The sequence below is a fragment of the Lactococcus formosensis genome (assembly GCF_018403745.1).
Lineage (GTDB): Bacteria > Bacillota > Bacilli > Lactobacillales > Streptococcaceae > Lactococcus > Lactococcus formosensis.
This window is the reverse complement of record NZ_BOVP01000003.1, coordinates 190,800-207,956: the sequence shown is the minus strand read 5'-3', so window position 1 is coordinate 207,956 and position 17,157 is coordinate 190,800. Positions and strand designations below refer to the sequence as shown.

Genomic DNA, 17,157 nt, shown 5'->3' with positions numbered 1-17,157 from the left:
TTTTTTTACATTGAGAATAATTCTAACAAATGAGCCTTGAGCTAAGCTTAAGCTTCATATGGCTAACCTGTTTAAACTTCATCCTCTAATCGTACAGAAATAACCTTCGAAACCCCCGCATCAGCCATCGTCACACCATACATTGTACCTGCTGCTGCCATTGTTCCACGGCGATGTGTGACAACAATAAATTGGTTGGAGTTATCAAAGTGATTCATGTAATCTCCGAAACGTTTAACATTAGCTTCATCCAATGCTGCTTCTACCTCATCCAAGACCACAAATGGCACCGTTCTAACACGTAAAATAGCAAAAATTAAGGCCAGAGCAGTCAATGCTTTTTCCCCACCAGACATAAGGTTCAAGCTGGCTAATTTTTTACCTGGAGGTTGAACTTTGATTTCAACACCAGCTTCCAATAAGTTGGTGCTCGTTAATTCAAGGTTGGCTTCTCCTCCTGCAAACATTTGTGAAAAAGTTAATTGAAAACTTTCTCTGATTTGTTCAAAGGTTGTCTTAAAGCGGATTTCTACCTCTTCATTCATTTCTTGAATCGTTTCGAGTAGCATATTTTTAGCTTCCAAGAGGTCATCCCGTTGGCTGCTCAAAAAGGCATGACGTTGATGTACTTCCTCATACTGAGTAATTGCATCTAAATTAATCGGACCGAGTGCACGGATTTGGCGCTCTAAAAGACTGAGCTGTTGCTCTGATTCAGAAAGATTTTCAAGGGTTTTAGCCTTCATTTTAGCTTCATCGAAACTCATTTCATACTCAGTAAAAAGTGTATTTTGGCGATTTTTTAAAAGTTTTTCTGATTGTTCAATCCTTACTTCCAAACGCGCTTTTTTATTATTCAGTATTTGATTTTTTTCCAGCAAGTCACGATTTTGCTCCTCAAGTTCTTCTGTTTGAGCTTGCAGGTCATCCCTCTCAAAGCGCAAACTCACTAACTTCACATTAGCTTCTTGAAGTTTTTCCTCTGTCTCTTTTAATTGCTGAGCATAAAGATTACGACTCGCTTCATCAATCTGTGCTTCTCCAATTGCTTGTAGTTTACCTTTTTCAGCCTCTAGAACTTCATATTCTTGCATTAAGCGTTCCTGCTCCGTTTGAGCAAAACGTAACTCGTTTTTCAGACTTGACAAAAGTAATTTCGTGTCATGATATGCACTGTTTTTCTGCTCTTTAAGAGCATTAAAGCTTTGACTGTTAGATTTGACTTCTTCAAGTTGATCATCTAAAGCCTGCTTATCCTCAGCAATCTTAGCCAACTGCTGTACCAGTTTTTCGTTCATCCCTGATAATTCTTGCAGCGCTTGATGTGATTCTGTATTTTCGATATCCGTAACTAATGCCTGAAGATTTGCTTTTTGTTCTGATAATTGCTTAATCTGCAACTTCAAACTTTGCTCAGTTAGACGTTTTTCTTGAATTTCAGCACGTAGCGCCTCAAGTTGTGTACTCAAGGATTGACGTGTAAGCTGTTGCTTTTGCAATTTATCTTCGACTGCTTTAAGCTTACTTTCTGCTAAAGCGATGACTTCAGTCAGATGTTCAATTTCTGTACTGGTGAAAGTTGTATTATTGCGTTTCGCTGCTCCCCCTGAGTAAGACCCCCCAGGATTAATCTGCGTACCATCTAAAGTTACGATACGAATAGTATAGTTCATTGCACGCGCTATTTGACTTGCATTTTCAGCTGTATCAACAATAGCAGTGGTTGCCAATAAACTCGACATTGCTCTTTGCAACCGTGGTTCAAAATTAACCAAATTTAAGGCGGTATCAATGAATCCCTCCATCGTTACGAGACGTTCGTAGTTTCGAAATTCACGAGGTTTTATCGTGGTGAGTGGAAGGAATGTTGCTCGTCCCAAGCGTTTTTCTCTTAAATAAGCGATTGCTTTTTTGGCTGAGTTTTCATCTTCAACCACGATATTTTGACTGCCGCCACCTAAGGCAATATCAATAGCAGTAGTGTATTTTTTGTCAAAAGTTAAGAGATCAGCAACTACTCCAATAATACCACCAAGTGCCGCACTTTGAGTCATGACAGCACGGACCCCTTGATACAGGTTACTGTGACTGTCACGAATATTTTGCATACTTGAAAGATTGGCCTTATATTTGCTGAGTTGTTGCATTTGATCATACATCATATTTTGACCTTGACGCTCTGATTCAGCGTATCTTGCTTCTGCTTCACTCTTTTCTTGCACTTCTTTTTCAAGTGTTTGAGCAGTTTGATTGAGCGCTTCTAAAGCAGCCTCTGCTTTTGTAAGATCAGCAGAAATTGTTTGAAATTTTTCTGTGTTTTCTTTTACATTCTCATCAGATTCTACCAGACGGCGTGAAATATTTTCATATTCAGACCTATTTTTAGTCAATTGATTGGAAAACTCTGCTTCTTGTTGCACTAATTGCAAATAATCTTCGCGAAGTTTCTCTGCTAAACTTTCTGGACTTTCAGCAAAACGCGCTAATTCTTTTTCTAACTCATCCAGTTGAACTTGTGCTTCATTCTCTTTTTCTTTGAGCTCTGCTTTTTTCTTTTGCGATGCATTTTTCTTTTGAAAAACTTCCACCAATTTTGAATCAAGTTCTTCGATGCGCTCTTGGCGTTCTGCGGCTGATTTTTGAGAAGAAGACTTTTGGAGGTCAAAGACATCTATTTTATGTTGTAAATCAGACTTGAGTTCTGTTAAGGACAAGTTGTCTTGTTGAGCTTTCTCTTGCTCTTGTTCTATTTTCAGCCGAGAGTTTTTTAGATTAAGAAGTTGTTCTTCGTAGCTTGCTTGTTGATTTTTTAAAATACTTAGCTCAGCCTCAACTGTACTTAGGTCTTGCTTCGCTTGTTCATATCTTTTCTTCTCATCAAGAAGCTGAGCAACCAACACAGAAAGAGCAAGCTCAGAGCGTTGTGCTTCTAAATCTTGAAAACGCAAAGCAACATCACGCTGAGCACGCAAGGGGGTTAATTGACCATTAAGCTCAAAGATAATATCTTCGAGACGATCGAGATTATCCTGTGTTGTCTGCAATTTACTTTCTGTTTCAGTCCGTCGTGTCTTATATTTCAAAACACCAGCTGCTTCTTCAAAAATTGCCCGTCGTTCTTCTGCTTTAGAGTTAAAGACAGATTCGATACGTCCTTGGGAGATAATAGAAAGAGAATCACGCCCTAAGCCTGTATCTGTGAAAAGTTCATGAATATCTTTCAAACGGCACTTACGCCCATTAATCAAAAATTCAGAATCACCATTGCGATATAAGCGACGTGTAACAGTCACTTCGGCATCCTCTTCATAACCAGTAAGGTACTGGTCTGCATTATCAAAAGTTACAATAACTTCAGTATAGTTCAGGGCTTTACGCTTAGCTGTACCTGAAAAAATAACATCTGGCATTTTACCGCCACGAAGTGACTTGGCCGATTGTTCTCCTAAAGCCCAACGCAGTGCTTCAACAATGTTGGACTTCCCAGAACCATTGGGACCAACAACAGCTGTAACCCCTTGGTCAAATTCAATTTTCGTACGGTCGGCAAAAGACTTGAAGCCGATAATTTCCATTTTTTTAAGATACATGAATCTGACCTTTTATTGCATTTTCCGCTGCTTTTTGCTCTGCAACTTTTTTTGATTTACCTCGCCCACGCCCAAGCTCTTTTCCATTATTATAAACAGCTGCGACGAATTCACGCGCATGTGCGGGACCTGTTTCCTCTAGAATCTTATACTCAATGATTGTCTCACCATCAACTTGCAATACTTCTTGCAAATTTGTCTTATAATCAATGACTTTAAAATAATCGTCAGCCTTTACGTGTGGGATAACTACTCGATTTATAAACTGACGCACTTCTTCCATGCCAGCATCTAAGAAAAGGGCACCTAAAAAGGCTTCAAAGAGATTTTCAAGGTTTGTATCACGATTACGTCCACCTGTTTTTTCTTCACCATTCCCTAAACGTAGAAAACGTCCAAACTCACACTGACGTGAAAAATTAGCTAAAGATTCTGTGCGGACAATGCTAGAACGCATCTTCGATAGTTCACCTTCAAGTTTATCTGGGTAAGTACGATAAAGATATTCTGAGATGATTAAAGACAGAGCGACGTCTCCCAAAAACTCCAAACGTTCATTGTTTGCAACCTTTGGGAGGCGTTCTTCATTCGTATAGCTCGAGTGAGTAAAAGCTATTTCTAATAATTCTTCATCAGCAAATTTTATACCAAACTCATTTTTAAGCTTATTTTGAAGCTCAAACATAAAAAACCCTCCTAGATTTTATTATTAACTTAGTTATTATACCAAATTTTTGAGTCTTTTTGGTGTAGGCTACAAAGAAAAGAGCTTGCTTAAGCAAACTCTCTTAAACGCTATCCATACGTGCTAATATAAAGGCCAGAACGAAACAAAGGCCTAAGGGCAGAGCCACTACCATCACATACAAATTTAGCATTGAAATTAGAATATAGAAACTTCCAATAACTAACTGATAAAGTTGCCATATCCCCCCCGTTGGTCGATCCATACGAATAAAGGAGACCCAATTTACAATCATAATTGACATGACAATGACAACCACTAAAGCAAAAAGTTTCAATAGAAAAAGGCCACTATGCCCTGCAATGGTCAGAGTCATTTCTAAATCTTTTTCTTCCCAGTTAATTATGAATCGAATAAAGGCAAACATCATTAATACAGCAATGAGAGTTGTAAAAATACTCCCGATCAAGGCACAAATTTTCGCTCGTTTCATCTTTTCTCCGTTGTTTTGATGACTGTATTTTATAATTATAAACTTAAATTAACACTAAAGTAGGACAAATATTCTAAAAGTTAAATAAAGCGCTCATCAAAGTCCTACATGCTTTCCGTTCATCATTATAATCTTTAGATGCATGAGCCTAACATACTAAAATAAATCAATGATAATAAAAAACCACAACATTTTGTCATGATTTTTTTAAACTCATATATTATTTAAGTGCTTGGGCAGCTGTAATAATAGCAAGTTTATAAACATCTTCTTCGTTACTGCCACGAGAAAGGTCAGAGATTGGGGCGTTCAAGCCTTGTAAGATTGGGCCGATTGCTTCAAAGTTTCCTAAACGTTGGGCAATTTTGTAGCCAATATTACCAGATTGAATATCTGGGAAGATAAATACATTTGAACGTCCTGCCACTGTGCTGTCTGGTGATTTTTGACGGGCAACTGCTGGAGAGAATGCTGCATCAAATTGAAGTTCCCCATCAATATCAAGTTCTGGATGCTCTTCTTTGACTAAAGCCGTTGCTTCAACAACTTTAGTCACATCATCCGATTTACCTGAACCCTTAGTTGAGAAAGATAACATTGCAACTTTTGGATCGATATCAAAAAGTTTTGCCGTTTCCGCTGAAGCTACGGCGATATCTGCTAAAGTATTTGCATCTGGATCGATGTTAATCGCACAATCCGCAAAGATATATTTTTCATTATCATCACGACCACGAACCATGATAAATGCGCCTGATACTGATTTCACGCCTGGTTTTGTTTTAATGATTTGCAAGGCAGGTCGTACAGTATCAGCAGTTGAGTGAACTGCACCTGAAACCATACCATCAGCTATACCCATATGTACAAGCATTGTTCCAAAATAGTTTGAGTCTTTCAAGATTTCGCGTGCTTGTTCTTCTGTTACTTTACCTTTACGACGTTCAACAAAAATTTCGACCATCTTTTCAAAACGTTCACAGTTCAATGGATCATAGATTTGGAAACCGTCTGGATTAATCCCACGAGAAATTAATGTACCTGTTACTTCAGAGATATTACCAATAAATACTGGTGTAATCAATTTATCAGCGTAAAGACGGTTAGCTGCACCTAATACACGTGCATCTGTTCCTTCGGGAAAAACGATTTGTAGGCCTTTGCCAGAAATTTTTTGTTTGAGCGATTCAAAGAGTTCCATAATACTTCCTTTTACTATTTTTAGAATTTCAATAATGATTATATCACAATGTCACAAAAAATGCCCACTTATGTAAACGTTTTTTTGAAATTATGGATAGAAGGGTTTCTTCTGTGCATTCTTCTTTTCCTCATAAAAAGAAGCAATCTTTCGATTGCTTCTTACTCTCCATGTAAGATACTGGCGATTTTTGTGGTTAAGATATCAACACCAACTGTGTTTGAAACGCCTTCTGGAATAATGACATCCGCATATCGTTTTGTTGGTTCAATGAATTGATGATACATCGGTTTTACAGCATCCATATATTGTGTAATAACAGAATCTAAAGTACGGCCACGTTCTTCAATATCACGACGGATACGACGTAAAATACGTACATCATCGTCAGTATCTACGAACACCTTGATATCCATCAGGTTTCGTAGCTTTTCATTTTCTAAAACCAAGATTCCTTCTACAATCAAGACATCTACAGGTTCTTGACGGTAAGTTTTTTCACTCCGTGTATGATTGGCATAATCATAGGTCGGAATATCAACAGCCCGACCATTTTGTAGCTCTTTTAGTTGAGCAATCAGATAGTCTGTATCAAAAGCCAATGGATGGTCGTAGTTTGTTTTTGTACGTTCTTCAAATGTCAGCTGTGATTGATCTTTATAGTAACTGTCATGTTCAATCATAGCGATATTTTCATCTTTAAACATAGATAAAATAGCTTGAGACACGCTGGTTTTCCCACTTGCTGAGCCACCTGTTACACCGATAATCAATGGTTTTTTCAAAATTACTTCTCCATATTTTATGTATCCACTAAAACTTCAATTGCTCATGGATATTATGTTATTCTACCTATTTTATCACAAATCTCAACCAGCTTCAGCTCTGAAAATTATTTATAAGCAATCTTTTTTTATATTTTAAAAATTCAACGGGATATTTTTTAAAGATTATACATAAGTTTTAAATGAGTTTTACCGAAAAATTTGCTATAATGGTTTTAATAAATTTTTGATAGGAAAAGGGGTGTATGATGCTTAAACTTGGAATTATCGGTACAGGATGGATTAGTGGATCTTTTGTCGAAGCTGCCCATCTCACAAAAAAATATAGTCTTGAGGCTGTCTACTCACGTAATCTTGAGAGTGCAGTATCTTTCACAGAAGACTTTGACGATATTGAACTTTACGATAATTTAGATGATTTTTTCAAACATGATTTGGATATCATCTATATTGCCAGTCCAAATGCTATTCATTTTGAACAAGCGAAGGCTGCTATTTTAGCAGGTCACAATATTATCGTTGAAAAACCAGCATTTTCAAATCCACATGAATTAGCTGAAATTATCAAGTTAGCGGATGAAAACAATGTTCTCTTTTTTGAGGCTGCTCGAAACATCCACGAACAAGCTTTTGAAACCATCAACTTATTCTTAGCAGATAAAAAAGTTGTGGGTGCTGATTTTACCTATTCAAAATATTCTTCGAAAATGCCTGCACTACTGGCAGGAAAACTTCCTAATAAATTCAACAGTAAATTTTCTGGTGGACTCCTCGCAGATTTAGGTGTTTATCTTCTCTATGCAGCTGTTTATTGGTTTGATAAACCTCAATCTGCTTGCTACGATGCTGTTGTTCTCCCAAGTGGTGTAGATATCTCTGGTATCGGAAGCTTAAATTATGGTGATTTCAAAGTTGCAATTAAATGTGCGGGTAATCTCACAAGCTACCTCTCGAGTGAAATCTACACTGATCAAGGTACCTTGATTTTAGATGGGGTCAATGCTATAACCTCTGCAAAATTCATTCGTTTTGATGGAAGTAAAGAAGTCATCAAGGTTACAGCTCCAAAACATTCTCTCTTTGATGAGGCTCTTCACTTTGCTGAAATCATTGAAACCATTTCAACTCCTGCTGCTCGTTCTCTCTACAAAGACTTGCACCAGTTGGCACAAGATGTTTCCGAAACAAGTTATATGATGCGCCAAAGTGCAGGAATCGTCTTTGAAGCTGATAAAAAATAAGATTTAATCATTGACTCCTTATCGGAGTCTTCTGATCCCTTAGTTAAATTGGATATAACCCGGACCTCCTAAGTCTGAATCGCCAGTTCGAACCTGGCAGGGATCATTAAAAAAGCTTCCTTAAGGAAGCTTTTTCTTTATACTTATTCCATTGAGGTATAAAACCTATAAAGGAGAATATGGGATTCGAACCCATGCGCGGTTTTACCCACCTATACACTTTCCAAGCGTACCTCTTCAGCCTCTTGAGTAATTCTCCAAATGATAATTATCAATTTTCAAAATATATTATACCATATCCTCTGCCATAAATGCCAATTTATGTGTAGTTTGTTATAACAACAATTAAAAAACTCTTCCACATGACATGGAAGAGTAGGAGTTTTATGAAAAAATTTTATTGGAATAAATGTATTATACTGTTTACTCCTTAAAAGGAGCTCAAGTCAAAATAAACTGAAACAGAAATACACTGTTACTTTTTTTAAAGTAGTCCTGCATCTTTAAGTATATCTTCAAGATAGGTACCTTTTATCTTCTTCAAACCAAACTTCAAAGATTCTTTTTTCAAAAGAGGCAAATCCATTTCCATCAATTTCTTTTTGTCTGAAAGATAATAAACCGAGCGAGCTAGTGTACGCAAGTCGTAAGCCGAAGCAAAAACTTCAGGCACACCACGCTCTACATTTAGAAATTGATAGACAGCTTCCATCGCGGTACGCACCGAATACTCGGTTGTGAAGACTGTATCTCTCTCTGTCTCAGCAAAATTCCCAATAAAGGCCAGATTCACAGAATTTTCCGGAATCACTTGAGGACGATCCCCTGGCTCACGTAACATAAAGTAAGAGGTAATAAATGGCATATAAACTGGAATGGTATTAGTATTTTCTTTAACAAATTCCTCTATTTCTGCTTCAGGCATACCCAAATGATAAAGGAGCTCTTGTGTTATTTCCTCACCTGTACATTTCTCAATTGGTTTTTTAATATAGTTCCCTGGTGTATTAGACAAGAGACCATAAACCCATGTCACAGTTTCACCATCTTTTTGTTCCTTAAAATGAGGTTGACGATGGGTAGTGAAACTCATCAGCCAGTTTGAATCCTTAATAGTGATAATTCCGCCTGTCACAACTTTACCTGAACGTAACTCACGATGCGTTAATTTTTCAAAATAAGGTTGTATTTTGAGATTCTTCCAAGTAACGGTCGCCGATACAAACCAACTTTCATCAGGCAAGTTGTCATAAAAGACTTCGGGTTTCCCAAATTCTGGAGACTGTGCAGCCAGATTTTTCCAAAGTTTCCAAGAGCCACCTAAATCTTTTGTAATTGGCGCTGCTTCTGTTGGACTTCCTTGTGTTGAACTTTCAGTAATTGAACCATTCGTCACGAAAACAAGGTCATCTTCCGTCAAGTCTTGTACTTTTCCATCTGCAAATATAATCTTCTTAGCTACTTTTTTGTTGTTCGAAAAATCTACTTCAATATTTTCAACTTGTGCTTCATATTGGAAGATTACACCATGGTCTTTCAAAAAGGCAAGCAATGGTTTTACTAAAGATTCATATTGATTATATTTTGTAAATTTTAGTGCTGTGAAGTCTGGTAGTCCCTTGATATGATGTATAAATCGCATAATATAGCGTCGCATTTCAATCGCTGAGTGCCATTTTTCAAAAGCAAACATTGAGCACCAGTAAAGCCAAAAGTTTGACTCAAAAAATTCTTCACTGAACACATCTTCAATTTTTTTGCCTACCAAACTTTCTTCCTGTGCCATGAAAAGTTTCACAATTTCATCTTGGGCTTGTCGACTTAAGGTAAATTGTCCATCATCAGCAACACGTTCACCACGATTCGCAATAATGCGACAATTAGAAGAATTAGGATCATCCTTATCTAAATAGTAAAATTCATCTAAAACTGAAGCATTTTCTACTTCCAGACTTGGAATAGAATGAAAAAGATCCCAAAGACACTCAAAATGGTTTTCCATTTCGCGTCCCCCACGAATCACAAAACCATCATGGGGAATAAAGGAACCGTCTAAAGAACCACCTGAAAGAGAAAGTTCTTCTAAGATATGGATACGATTCCCTGGGACTTGGCCATCTCTGATCAGAAAGACAGCCGCAGCTAGTCCTGCAAGACCTGCCCCGACAATATAGGCAGACTTTTTGTCAGCCTCTTGTGGTTTTCTTGGTCGAACAAAAGCTTCATAATTTCCGTTTGTATAACGCATATTCAATCCCTCTTTTCTAATTGTTCTTATAATTTGATTATATTCTTAAAAGATAGCGATTTCAAATTTCTTCTGGCTCTTTTGGACAAGTCTATATTTTTTGAATAAAAAAGAAGCTCAACCAAAAACCAGCTTCTTTTCTTGATATCTCTTGTTTCATTCCGCTCCCTATATGACCATTTTCCTAAAAACTTTTCTTTATCTTCTTCTTTTTTGCACGATGCAATGCTCTATGTTTTTGCCTCTTTTTACCATGATAGATTGCCAAAGCATATATGAGAATAGAAGCAAAGAAGAGAAGAACAAACTCTCTGAGGGGCATCCGTTCAGAAAATAAAAGTAAGACAGAGAAATTCACCGCAAATATAAGGACATAATAAGCACGCTCTGTATTTTTATTCATAAGCTCTATGGAAGTGATACTGTTCGAGAAAGAGATACTCGTGGAAGGTGAACTCCAACGCTTATACGACGTACTCTATTTTGTACTGCCCATCGGACAGATCCTACAACACTGCCCGAAATAATAGCAACAACCCCTGCTGTATGTGGGTTAGTTGCAAAAACTTTTAATGCAAATCCAACTCGCCCTCCTGCATACAATCCTGCTGCCCAAGCATTCATCGCTCGAATCTTAGGGCCTAAATTGATATGTAAACCAACAAACCCACGTAACCGCATAGGGACATCTTGTATCGCCTCTGCATCTTCAATCATCAGCTTCGCATCTTTTTCTGAAATTCCGAGGTCTGTTAAATTCTTGACCGTTGCATTAAATTTAATCTTCCCCTCCTCATCAAGTGCGTAAAAATCTGTAATAGCATCTGCTATCTTTTGGTCTTTATCAGACAACTCAAAGTTAGTTTTGGTCTTTTCTGTAATATCAAGCTGTACGGTTTCATTACGAACATCAAACGCTTTTGAATCTGGTTCTTGCACTACATTCACATTACTCGCTTGAACCATATCAACGACTGATGGAATTGATGCCGATAATAAAGTTAAACCTGAGATACTCATAATTATAACTTTTTTCAATTTCTTCTCCATAAAATTTTCCTTTTCTTGATCTAACGCTGAAGCACTTCATCCAGCACACTTTATTTGCAGTTGCCTTTTTAAAGTTTTACTCTCCTTCCATCAAAGGCCTTTTTATTTGATTAATAAAAGGTTAACAAGCTCATCTTAAACCAAACTGAATTTTATATACTATTCTATTAATTTAATGAGCCATTTTTGGCTCGCTTTATTTGAAGACCAAACTCATACATTTTAAAATAAAAAAGCACCCTAAGGAGGAGCTTTTTTTATACTTAATGTGCTACTGGATTGCTAGCAATAATTTCCATATTACCTGAAAGTTGCCATTGCTCAACCCCTGTTGGGAGGATGAAGTGGTCACCTTTTGATAATGCATACGTTTTATCAGCCACCGTAAGTTGTCCTTCTCCTTCAAGAATAGACACGAGCATATAGTCTGCTTTAGCTTCAAAGTCTTGTATTCCGTGGATTGACCATTTATAGACGTCAAAGAACTCTGATTTTACTAAAGTTGTTAAGTCTGCATTTTCTTCTTTAACGACTTGGACTTTGTTTTCTGGTGTTTGATCCCCAGGAATATGAAGTACATCAATTGACTGTTGTATATGTAATTCACGAAGATTGCCTTGGTCATCCTTACGGTCGAAATCATATACACGGTAAGTTGTGTCGCTTGATTGTTGCGTTTCTAGAATAACGATGCCCGCACCAATTGCATGCATAGTTCCTGCAGGTACATGGAAGAAATCACCCGCTTTGACTTTCACTTTACGTAGTAAGTGATCCCAGTCTCCAGAATTAATCATTTCTGCAAGTTCTTCACGTGATTTTGCATTATGTCCATAAATAATCTCAGAACCTTCTTCTGCTGAAATGATATACCAACATTCTGTTTTACCAAGCTCGCCTTCATGTTTCATACCGTATTCATCATTAGGATGAACTTGCACTGAAAGCCAGTCATTGGCATCCAAGATTTTTGTCAAGAGAGGGAAGACTTCTTCTTTCGTGTTGCCGAAAAGCTCACGGTGTTGATCAAATACCTTGTCTAACTTTTGTCCAGCAAACTGTCCATTTTTGATTGTTGAGACACCATGTGGATGAGCTGAAATCGCCCAGTATTCACCGATTTTATCAGATGGTAATTCATAGCCAAAAGATTTGAGATGATCGCCACCCCAGATTTTCTCTTGCAATACAGAATCTAAAAATAATGGTTCTATTGACATTGTTTCTCCTCATTTGTTTAATAATACTTCGTTCATTATAGCACAAAAACTATTTGTTTTGCCTATAGAAGCAATGTTTTTATAAAATAAAAGAGCTCCCTCTAAGGATTCTCTCTTTTATTGTATATCGATTTTTCTTTCGAACAATTGCTTGTCTTCTTATTCAGTACTTAAAATTTATATGAGATAAAGCATTCGGAATTTCTGCGACAAATAAAGAAATAATCACAACCAAAATTCCAAGCAAGGCGATTTCCCACACCATCAGGATAATCAAAGGATGAACTCCATCAATGTATAATTTATCTGCAATTTTGTCCATCCAGTGTTGTTTCATAAACATAATATATCAGATAAATTATAAAAACGCAATCGTTAGTCTCCAATTTCTTGAGAATTGTTTGCATCAATGCTGATAATTATTATCAAATTCGTCAACTTCAATGTAGATATAAGACTTTTTATCCGGTAGTGCTTTTCGAATATCTTTTTCAATTGCATTAATAATCTCATAGCTGTGTGCTTCATACTCAGCAGGAATATCAATCTTGGCAGCAATTAGAATCTCAGTTGGACCGATGTGAATTGTCTTAATATCAATCAACTGCTTAACTGTTTCACGAACAAAACTACGTGTAATCTTTTCTAAATCTGAAGCAGTAACACTTTCACCGACGATTAAACTGTAGAACTCTCGCACCAAAAAGACAGCTGCTGCCATAAGCAATAAACCAATCAAAATCCCTGATAGAGCATCATACATGGGATTTCCAGTAAAGAAAGTGAGTACTGTTCCTCCAAGTGCTAAAATTAAACCAATAATGGCACAGAAATCCTCCGCAAAGATAACTAAAATCTCACTGTGCCTGCTCTCATGTAAGAATCTAAACAAGGGTAATTTTTCAGTGTTGAGCTCCTTAATTTCTTTAAAAGCAACGCGAAGTGAACTGCCCTCAATGATCATGCCAAAGAGTAAGATAGCGATCAGAATTAAAGGGTTATTGACCTCATGAGCAGGGTGGACCAGCTTGTCATAAGCCTCCATTACACCAATAACACCACCGCCAAAGAAAAGGAAAGTAGCGACCAGCATGCTAAAAAAGTATTTTGCCCGCGCTTCTCCAAAAGGATGCACTTGGCTTTGTGCTCTTTTGGCCCGCTTATCACCAAAAAGCAGTAAAACTTGATTTCCACAGTCAACTAAACTGTGTATGCTTTCATTGAGCATTGCCGCACTACCACTTAAGGCATAGCCTACAAACTTACTTATTGCCACTAGTACATTGGCACCAAGGGCTGCAATAACAGAACCCATGCCGCCAGTATGTTCTTTTTCTGCCATAATATTTTTTTCCTTACTAAACTTTATATTTTGATCTTAACACAATAACCTAACCCCGCCTTTAAGCATATCTTTGTGTGCTTTGCCATGAGTATTATAGCATAGTCCCTTCATTTTTGCAGGTTTCTCTATAAAAAAATAAGCACTCACAATTGAGGCTTATTTTTTTATTAATATTCTGGTTTATCCAGATTACGGAGAAGTTCGTCGATTTTTGAACCATATTCAACAGATTCATCTTTGGCAAACTTCAAATCCGGGATACGGTACATTGTCATACGTTGTGCTAACTCACGTTTAACAAGACCTGTAGCTTTTTCCAGACCTTTTTTGGCTTTTTCATTGTCACTGGCAAGATTAGACAGCAAGCTGTAATACACCGTTGCTTGACTCAAATCGCCTGTCACTTGAACATCTGTAATATTCACATCTTGAACGCGCGGGTCGCGAATTTTATGACGTAAAATATCATTAATTTCACGTTGGATTTCGACAGCCACACGATCACTACGGAAGGAAGTGCCCATACTCATTCTCCTTTTTTATTTTTTTTCTCAAGCATTTTGTATTTTAACGCTTGATTTCAACCATTTTATAAACTTCAAATGTATCGTCAACAAGAATGTCGTTGTAGTTTTCTACCATCAAACCACCTTCTTGTGCATTACCGACTTCTTTAACATCATCTTTGTAATGTTTCAAGCTAGCAATAGCTCCATCATGGATAACTACACCGTCACGAATAACTCGAACGCTGGCATCACGTTGAACTTTACCACGAATAACCATAAATCCGGCAATTGTACCGACTTTAGAAACGTTGAATGTTTCACGGACAATCGCTTCACCGATAATTTCTTCTTTGTATTCTGGATCCAGCATACCGCGCATCGCTGTTTCGATTTCTTCGATAACTTTATAGATGATGCTGTGAAGACGAATATCTACATCTTCATGTTCTGCTTGCTCACGTGCAAGTCCAGTTGGACGAACATTGAAACCGATGATAATCGCATTTGAAGCTGCTGCTAATGAAACATCTGATTCACTGATTGCACCAACGGCCGCGTGAACGATATCAACTTTTACACCTTCAACATCAATTTTTTGTAAGGAAGCAGCCATCGCTTCAGCTGTACCTTGTACATCAGCCTTGATGATGATGTTAACTGTTTTAACTTGACCTTCTTTAAGTGTATCAAAGAGGTTGTCAAGACTTACACGACGTGTGCTTTGACGTTTAATCAATTGGGCACGTTTGGCACGTTCTTCACCAGCCGCACGTGCAGATTTTTCATCTTCAAAGACAGCGAAGTGATCACCCGCTTGAGGAACATCAGAGAGACCTGTCAATTCGACTGGCGTTGATGGCAAAGCTTCCTTGATACGACGGCCTAAGTCATTTGTCATCGTACGTACACGCCCGTATGTGTTACCAACAACGATCGGGTCTTGAACGTGAAGTGTACCTTGTTGAACCAAGAGTGTTGCAATAGCACCACGTCCTTGGTCAAGACGTGCTTCAACGACTGTACCAATAGCACGGACAGTTGGGTCTGCTTTAAGTTCTTGCATTTCAGCAACAAGCAAAACAGTTTCCAAAAGGGCATCAAGATTTTGATTGAATTTAGCTGAGATTTCAACAAATTCAGATTCGCCGCCCCAAGCTTGTGACATAACACCGTGTTCAGCTAATTCTTGAATCACACGTTGTGGGTTTGCACCTGGTTTATCGATTTTGTTAATGGCAACGATAATCGGTACACCCGCAGCTTTTGAGTGATTAATTGCTTCAATCGTTTGTGGCATAACACCATCATCTGCTGCAACAACCAAGATTGTAATATCAGTTACTGAGGCTCCACGAGCACGCATACTTGTGAAGGCTTCGTGTCCTGGTGTGTCCAAGAAAGTAATTTTCTTATCTCCAGTTTTGATTTGATAAGCCCCGATATGTTGTGTGATACCACCAGCTTCGCCTTCAGTAACACGAGATTCACGGAAACGGTCAAGCAAGGTTGTTTTACCATGGTCAACGTGACCCATGATTGTTACAACAGCTGGACGTTCTACCATGTTTTCTTCGTTAAGATAACCTTCTTCGACGAAAAGACGTTCGATATCTGATTGGTCTTCTTCAACTTTTTTAACTGGCGTAATGCCATAATCCATAAGGATTAATTCCAAAGTATCTTCATCAAGCGATTGGTTTTGGTTAACCATCGTTCCCATCATGAAGAGTTTTTTGATAATTTCAGCTGGTTCACGTTTGATTGCTTTTGCGATATCTTGAACGTTCATTCCTTCAGCATACTCTACTGATTCTGGTAATTCATGGAATTTACGTGTAGATACTGGTGCAGCAGATTGTTGGTTTTTACCGCCACGGCGACCTTTTTGATTCCAGTTTGAATTACGGGCATTACGTACTTGATTACGGTTATCATTGACACGCAATGGTCCGCCTGGACGACGACCGTCTGAAGTTTTGTCGTGTTCACTTTTCTTACGGTCACGATCACGGCGGTTATTGTTTTTACCAGAAGTAGCAGGTGCTGCGAATACTTCTGTTGATGGTTTGTTCTCAAACTTATTACCACCACGATTTTGGTTGTCATTATTGCGACGGTTGTCATTTTGATTGCGGCCTTGTCCGCCACGACGATTGTCGTTGCTACGGCGATCATTTTGACGACGTTCTTGACGAGCAGCATCTTTTTTCGCTGCTTCTTTTTTAATATCTTCTGCTCGTTTTACGACTTTGATTTGAATCCTTGGTTTTTTATCCAATGCTTTTTTAGGTTCTTCTTTCACTGGCTCTGTAGTTTTTTCTTCTTGCTTTTTCGCTGCTGGAGCTGGAGCTTCTGATTTTTTCTCTACTTTTGGCGCTGTTTTTTCTTGTTTTACTGTTTTAACTTCTTCCGCTTTGGGCTCTGCTTTTACTTCGGCTTCAACTTTTGCGGCTTTTTCGGCTTCTTCCTTAGCTTTAATACGTGCCAAGATTGCAGGATCTTCGACAACTGCTTTTCCTGCAAATGTACGTGGCGCTTCATCTTTTTTCTTTGATGTTTTCGCTTTGGGCTCAGTAGTTTTTGCTGGAGCAACTGTTTTTTCAGTTGCGGGTGCACTAGTTTCTGATTTTACACGTGCAATGATTTTTTCTGCTTCAGCATCTGTGACTGAACTTGAGTGAGCTTTAACAGCCAAACCCAATTCTTGTGCTGCTGATACAAGATCAGCATTTTTCAATCCAGTTTCTTTTGCGATTTGATTAATTCGTTTTTTATCAGACAATGTTGTCC

At 37.9% G+C, this 17,157-nt stretch carries 13 protein-coding genes and 2 tRNA genes; 2 read left to right on the top strand and 13 right to left on the bottom strand.

Translation table 11 applies throughout. From position 1 onward, the window contains the following. Window positions 1-71 precede the first annotated feature (71 nt). The 5 genes from smc to udk form a co-directional block, all read right to left on the bottom strand. Window positions 72-3,590, bottom strand: coding sequence for a chromosome segregation protein SMC (smc, locus tag KJS37_RS04460; protein WP_213496043.1), 3,519 nt, complete (start codon window positions 3,588-3,590; stop codon window positions 72-74). Continuing rightward, window positions 3,580-4,275, bottom strand: a complete 696-nt coding sequence (gene rnc / locus KJS37_RS04455) for a ribonuclease III (protein WP_017369219.1) — start codon at window positions 4,273-4,275, stop codon at window positions 3,580-3,582. The genes smc and rnc overlap by 11 nt, the downstream gene beginning before the upstream one ends. A 103-nt stretch (window positions 4,276-4,378) precedes the next feature. Continuing rightward, a complete protein-coding gene (locus KJS37_RS04450) occupies window positions 4,379-4,768 on the bottom strand; it encodes a hypothetical protein (RefSeq protein WP_017369220.1) in 390 nt (129 codons plus the stop codon). A gap of 220 nt (window positions 4,769-4,988) precedes the next feature. Further along, window positions 4,989-5,969, bottom strand: a complete 981-nt coding sequence (pta, locus tag KJS37_RS04445; protein WP_017369221.1) for a phosphate acetyltransferase — start codon at window positions 5,967-5,969, stop codon at window positions 4,989-4,991. A gap of 161 nt (window positions 5,970-6,130) precedes the next feature. Then, window positions 6,131-6,754 carry a uridine kinase gene (gene udk, locus KJS37_RS04440; protein ID WP_003135541.1) on the bottom strand — a complete coding sequence of 208 codons (624 nt, stop codon included), beginning with the start codon at window positions 6,752-6,754 and terminating at the stop codon, window positions 6,131-6,133. A gap of 248 nt (window positions 6,755-7,002) precedes the next feature. Between udk and KJS37_RS04435 the strand changes: the two genes are divergently transcribed. Together KJS37_RS04435 and KJS37_RS04430 are read left to right on the top strand one after the other, a co-directional pair. Continuing rightward, on the top strand, window positions 7,003-7,995 hold the full coding sequence (locus KJS37_RS04435) for a Gfo/Idh/MocA family protein (protein WP_026063792.1): 993 nt from the start codon (window positions 7,003-7,005) through the stop codon (window positions 7,993-7,995). A gap of 33 nt (window positions 7,996-8,028) precedes the next feature. Beyond that, window positions 8,029-8,101, top strand: a tRNA-Arg gene (locus KJS37_RS04430). 65 nt (window positions 8,102-8,166) lie between these two features. Here the strand turns inward: KJS37_RS04430 and KJS37_RS04425 are convergent. From KJS37_RS04425 to infB, 8 genes are all read right to left on the bottom strand, one after another. Further along, a tRNA-Ser gene (locus tag KJS37_RS04425) sits at window positions 8,167-8,254 on the bottom strand. Window positions 8,255-8,479: 225 nt separating this feature from the next. Further along, window positions 8,480-10,243 carry an oleate hydratase gene (locus KJS37_RS04420; protein WP_017369223.1) on the bottom strand — a complete coding sequence of 588 codons (1,764 nt, stop codon included), beginning with the start codon at window positions 10,241-10,243 and terminating at the stop codon, window positions 8,480-8,482. A gap of 408 nt (window positions 10,244-10,651) precedes the next feature. Beyond that, complete coding sequence (locus tag KJS37_RS04415) at window positions 10,652-11,281, bottom strand: hypothetical protein (RefSeq protein WP_244851341.1); 630 nt, start codon at window positions 11,279-11,281, stop codon at window positions 10,652-10,654. Window positions 11,282-11,556: 275 nt separating this feature from the next. After that, entirely contained in the window at window positions 11,557-12,513 is a 957-nt protein-coding gene (gene manA / locus KJS37_RS04410) for a mannose-6-phosphate isomerase, class I (protein WP_213496042.1), read from the bottom strand. Window positions 12,514-12,676: 163 nt separating this feature from the next. Continuing rightward, window positions 12,677-12,850: a hypothetical protein gene (locus KJS37_RS04405; protein ID WP_157780110.1), complete on the bottom strand. Its 174-nt coding sequence runs from the start codon at window positions 12,848-12,850 to the stop codon at window positions 12,677-12,679. Between the two features lie 69 nt (window positions 12,851-12,919). Beyond that, window positions 12,920-13,855, bottom strand: a complete 936-nt coding sequence (locus KJS37_RS04400; protein ID WP_165713421.1) for a cation diffusion facilitator family transporter — start codon at window positions 13,853-13,855, stop codon at window positions 12,920-12,922. Between the two features lie 170 nt (window positions 13,856-14,025). Next, the gene (gene rbfA, locus KJS37_RS04395; protein WP_003135548.1) at window positions 14,026-14,382 is read right to left on the bottom strand and encodes a 30S ribosome-binding factor RbfA; all 357 of its coding nucleotides are present in this window, start codon (window positions 14,380-14,382) and stop codon (window positions 14,026-14,028) included. Between the two features lie 43 nt (window positions 14,383-14,425). Next, window positions 14,426-17,149, bottom strand: a complete 2,724-nt coding sequence (infB, locus tag KJS37_RS04390) for a translation initiation factor IF-2 (RefSeq protein ID WP_213496041.1) — start codon at window positions 17,147-17,149, stop codon at window positions 14,426-14,428. Window positions 17,150-17,157 lie beyond the last annotated feature (8 nt).

Coding starts and splice junctions, on each gene's coding strand:
- smc (WP_213496043.1), bottom strand. CDS start 3,590: ATGTATCTTAAAAAAATGGAAATTATCGGCTTCAAGTCTTTTGCCGAC.
- rnc (WP_017369219.1), bottom strand. CDS start 4,275: ATGTTTGAGCTTCAAAATAAGCTTAAAAATGAGTTTGGTATAAAATTT.
- KJS37_RS04450 (WP_017369220.1), bottom strand. CDS start 4,768: ATGAAACGAGCGAAAATTTGTGCCTTGATCGGGAGTATTTTTACAACT.
- pta (WP_017369221.1), bottom strand. CDS start 5,969: ATGGAACTCTTTGAATCGCTCAAACAAAAAATTTCTGGCAAAGGCCTA.
- KJS37_RS04435 (WP_026063792.1), top strand. CDS start 7,003: ATGCTTAAACTTGGAATTATCGGTACAGGATGGATTAGTGGATCTTTT.
- KJS37_RS04420 (WP_017369223.1), bottom strand. CDS start 10,243: ATGCGTTATACAAACGGAAATTATGAAGCTTTTGTTCGACCAAGAAAA.
- manA (WP_213496042.1), bottom strand. CDS start 12,513: ATGTCAATAGAACCATTATTTTTAGATTCTGTATTGCAAGAGAAAATC.
- KJS37_RS04405 (WP_157780110.1), bottom strand. CDS start 12,850: ATGAAACAACACTGGATGGACAAAATTGCAGATAAATTATACATTGAT.
- KJS37_RS04400 (WP_165713421.1), bottom strand. CDS start 13,855: ATGGCAGAAAAAGAACATACTGGCGGCATGGGTTCTGTTATTGCAGCC.
- rbfA (WP_003135548.1), bottom strand. CDS start 14,382: ATGGGCACTTCCTTCCGTAGTGATCGTGTGGCTGTCGAAATCCAACGT.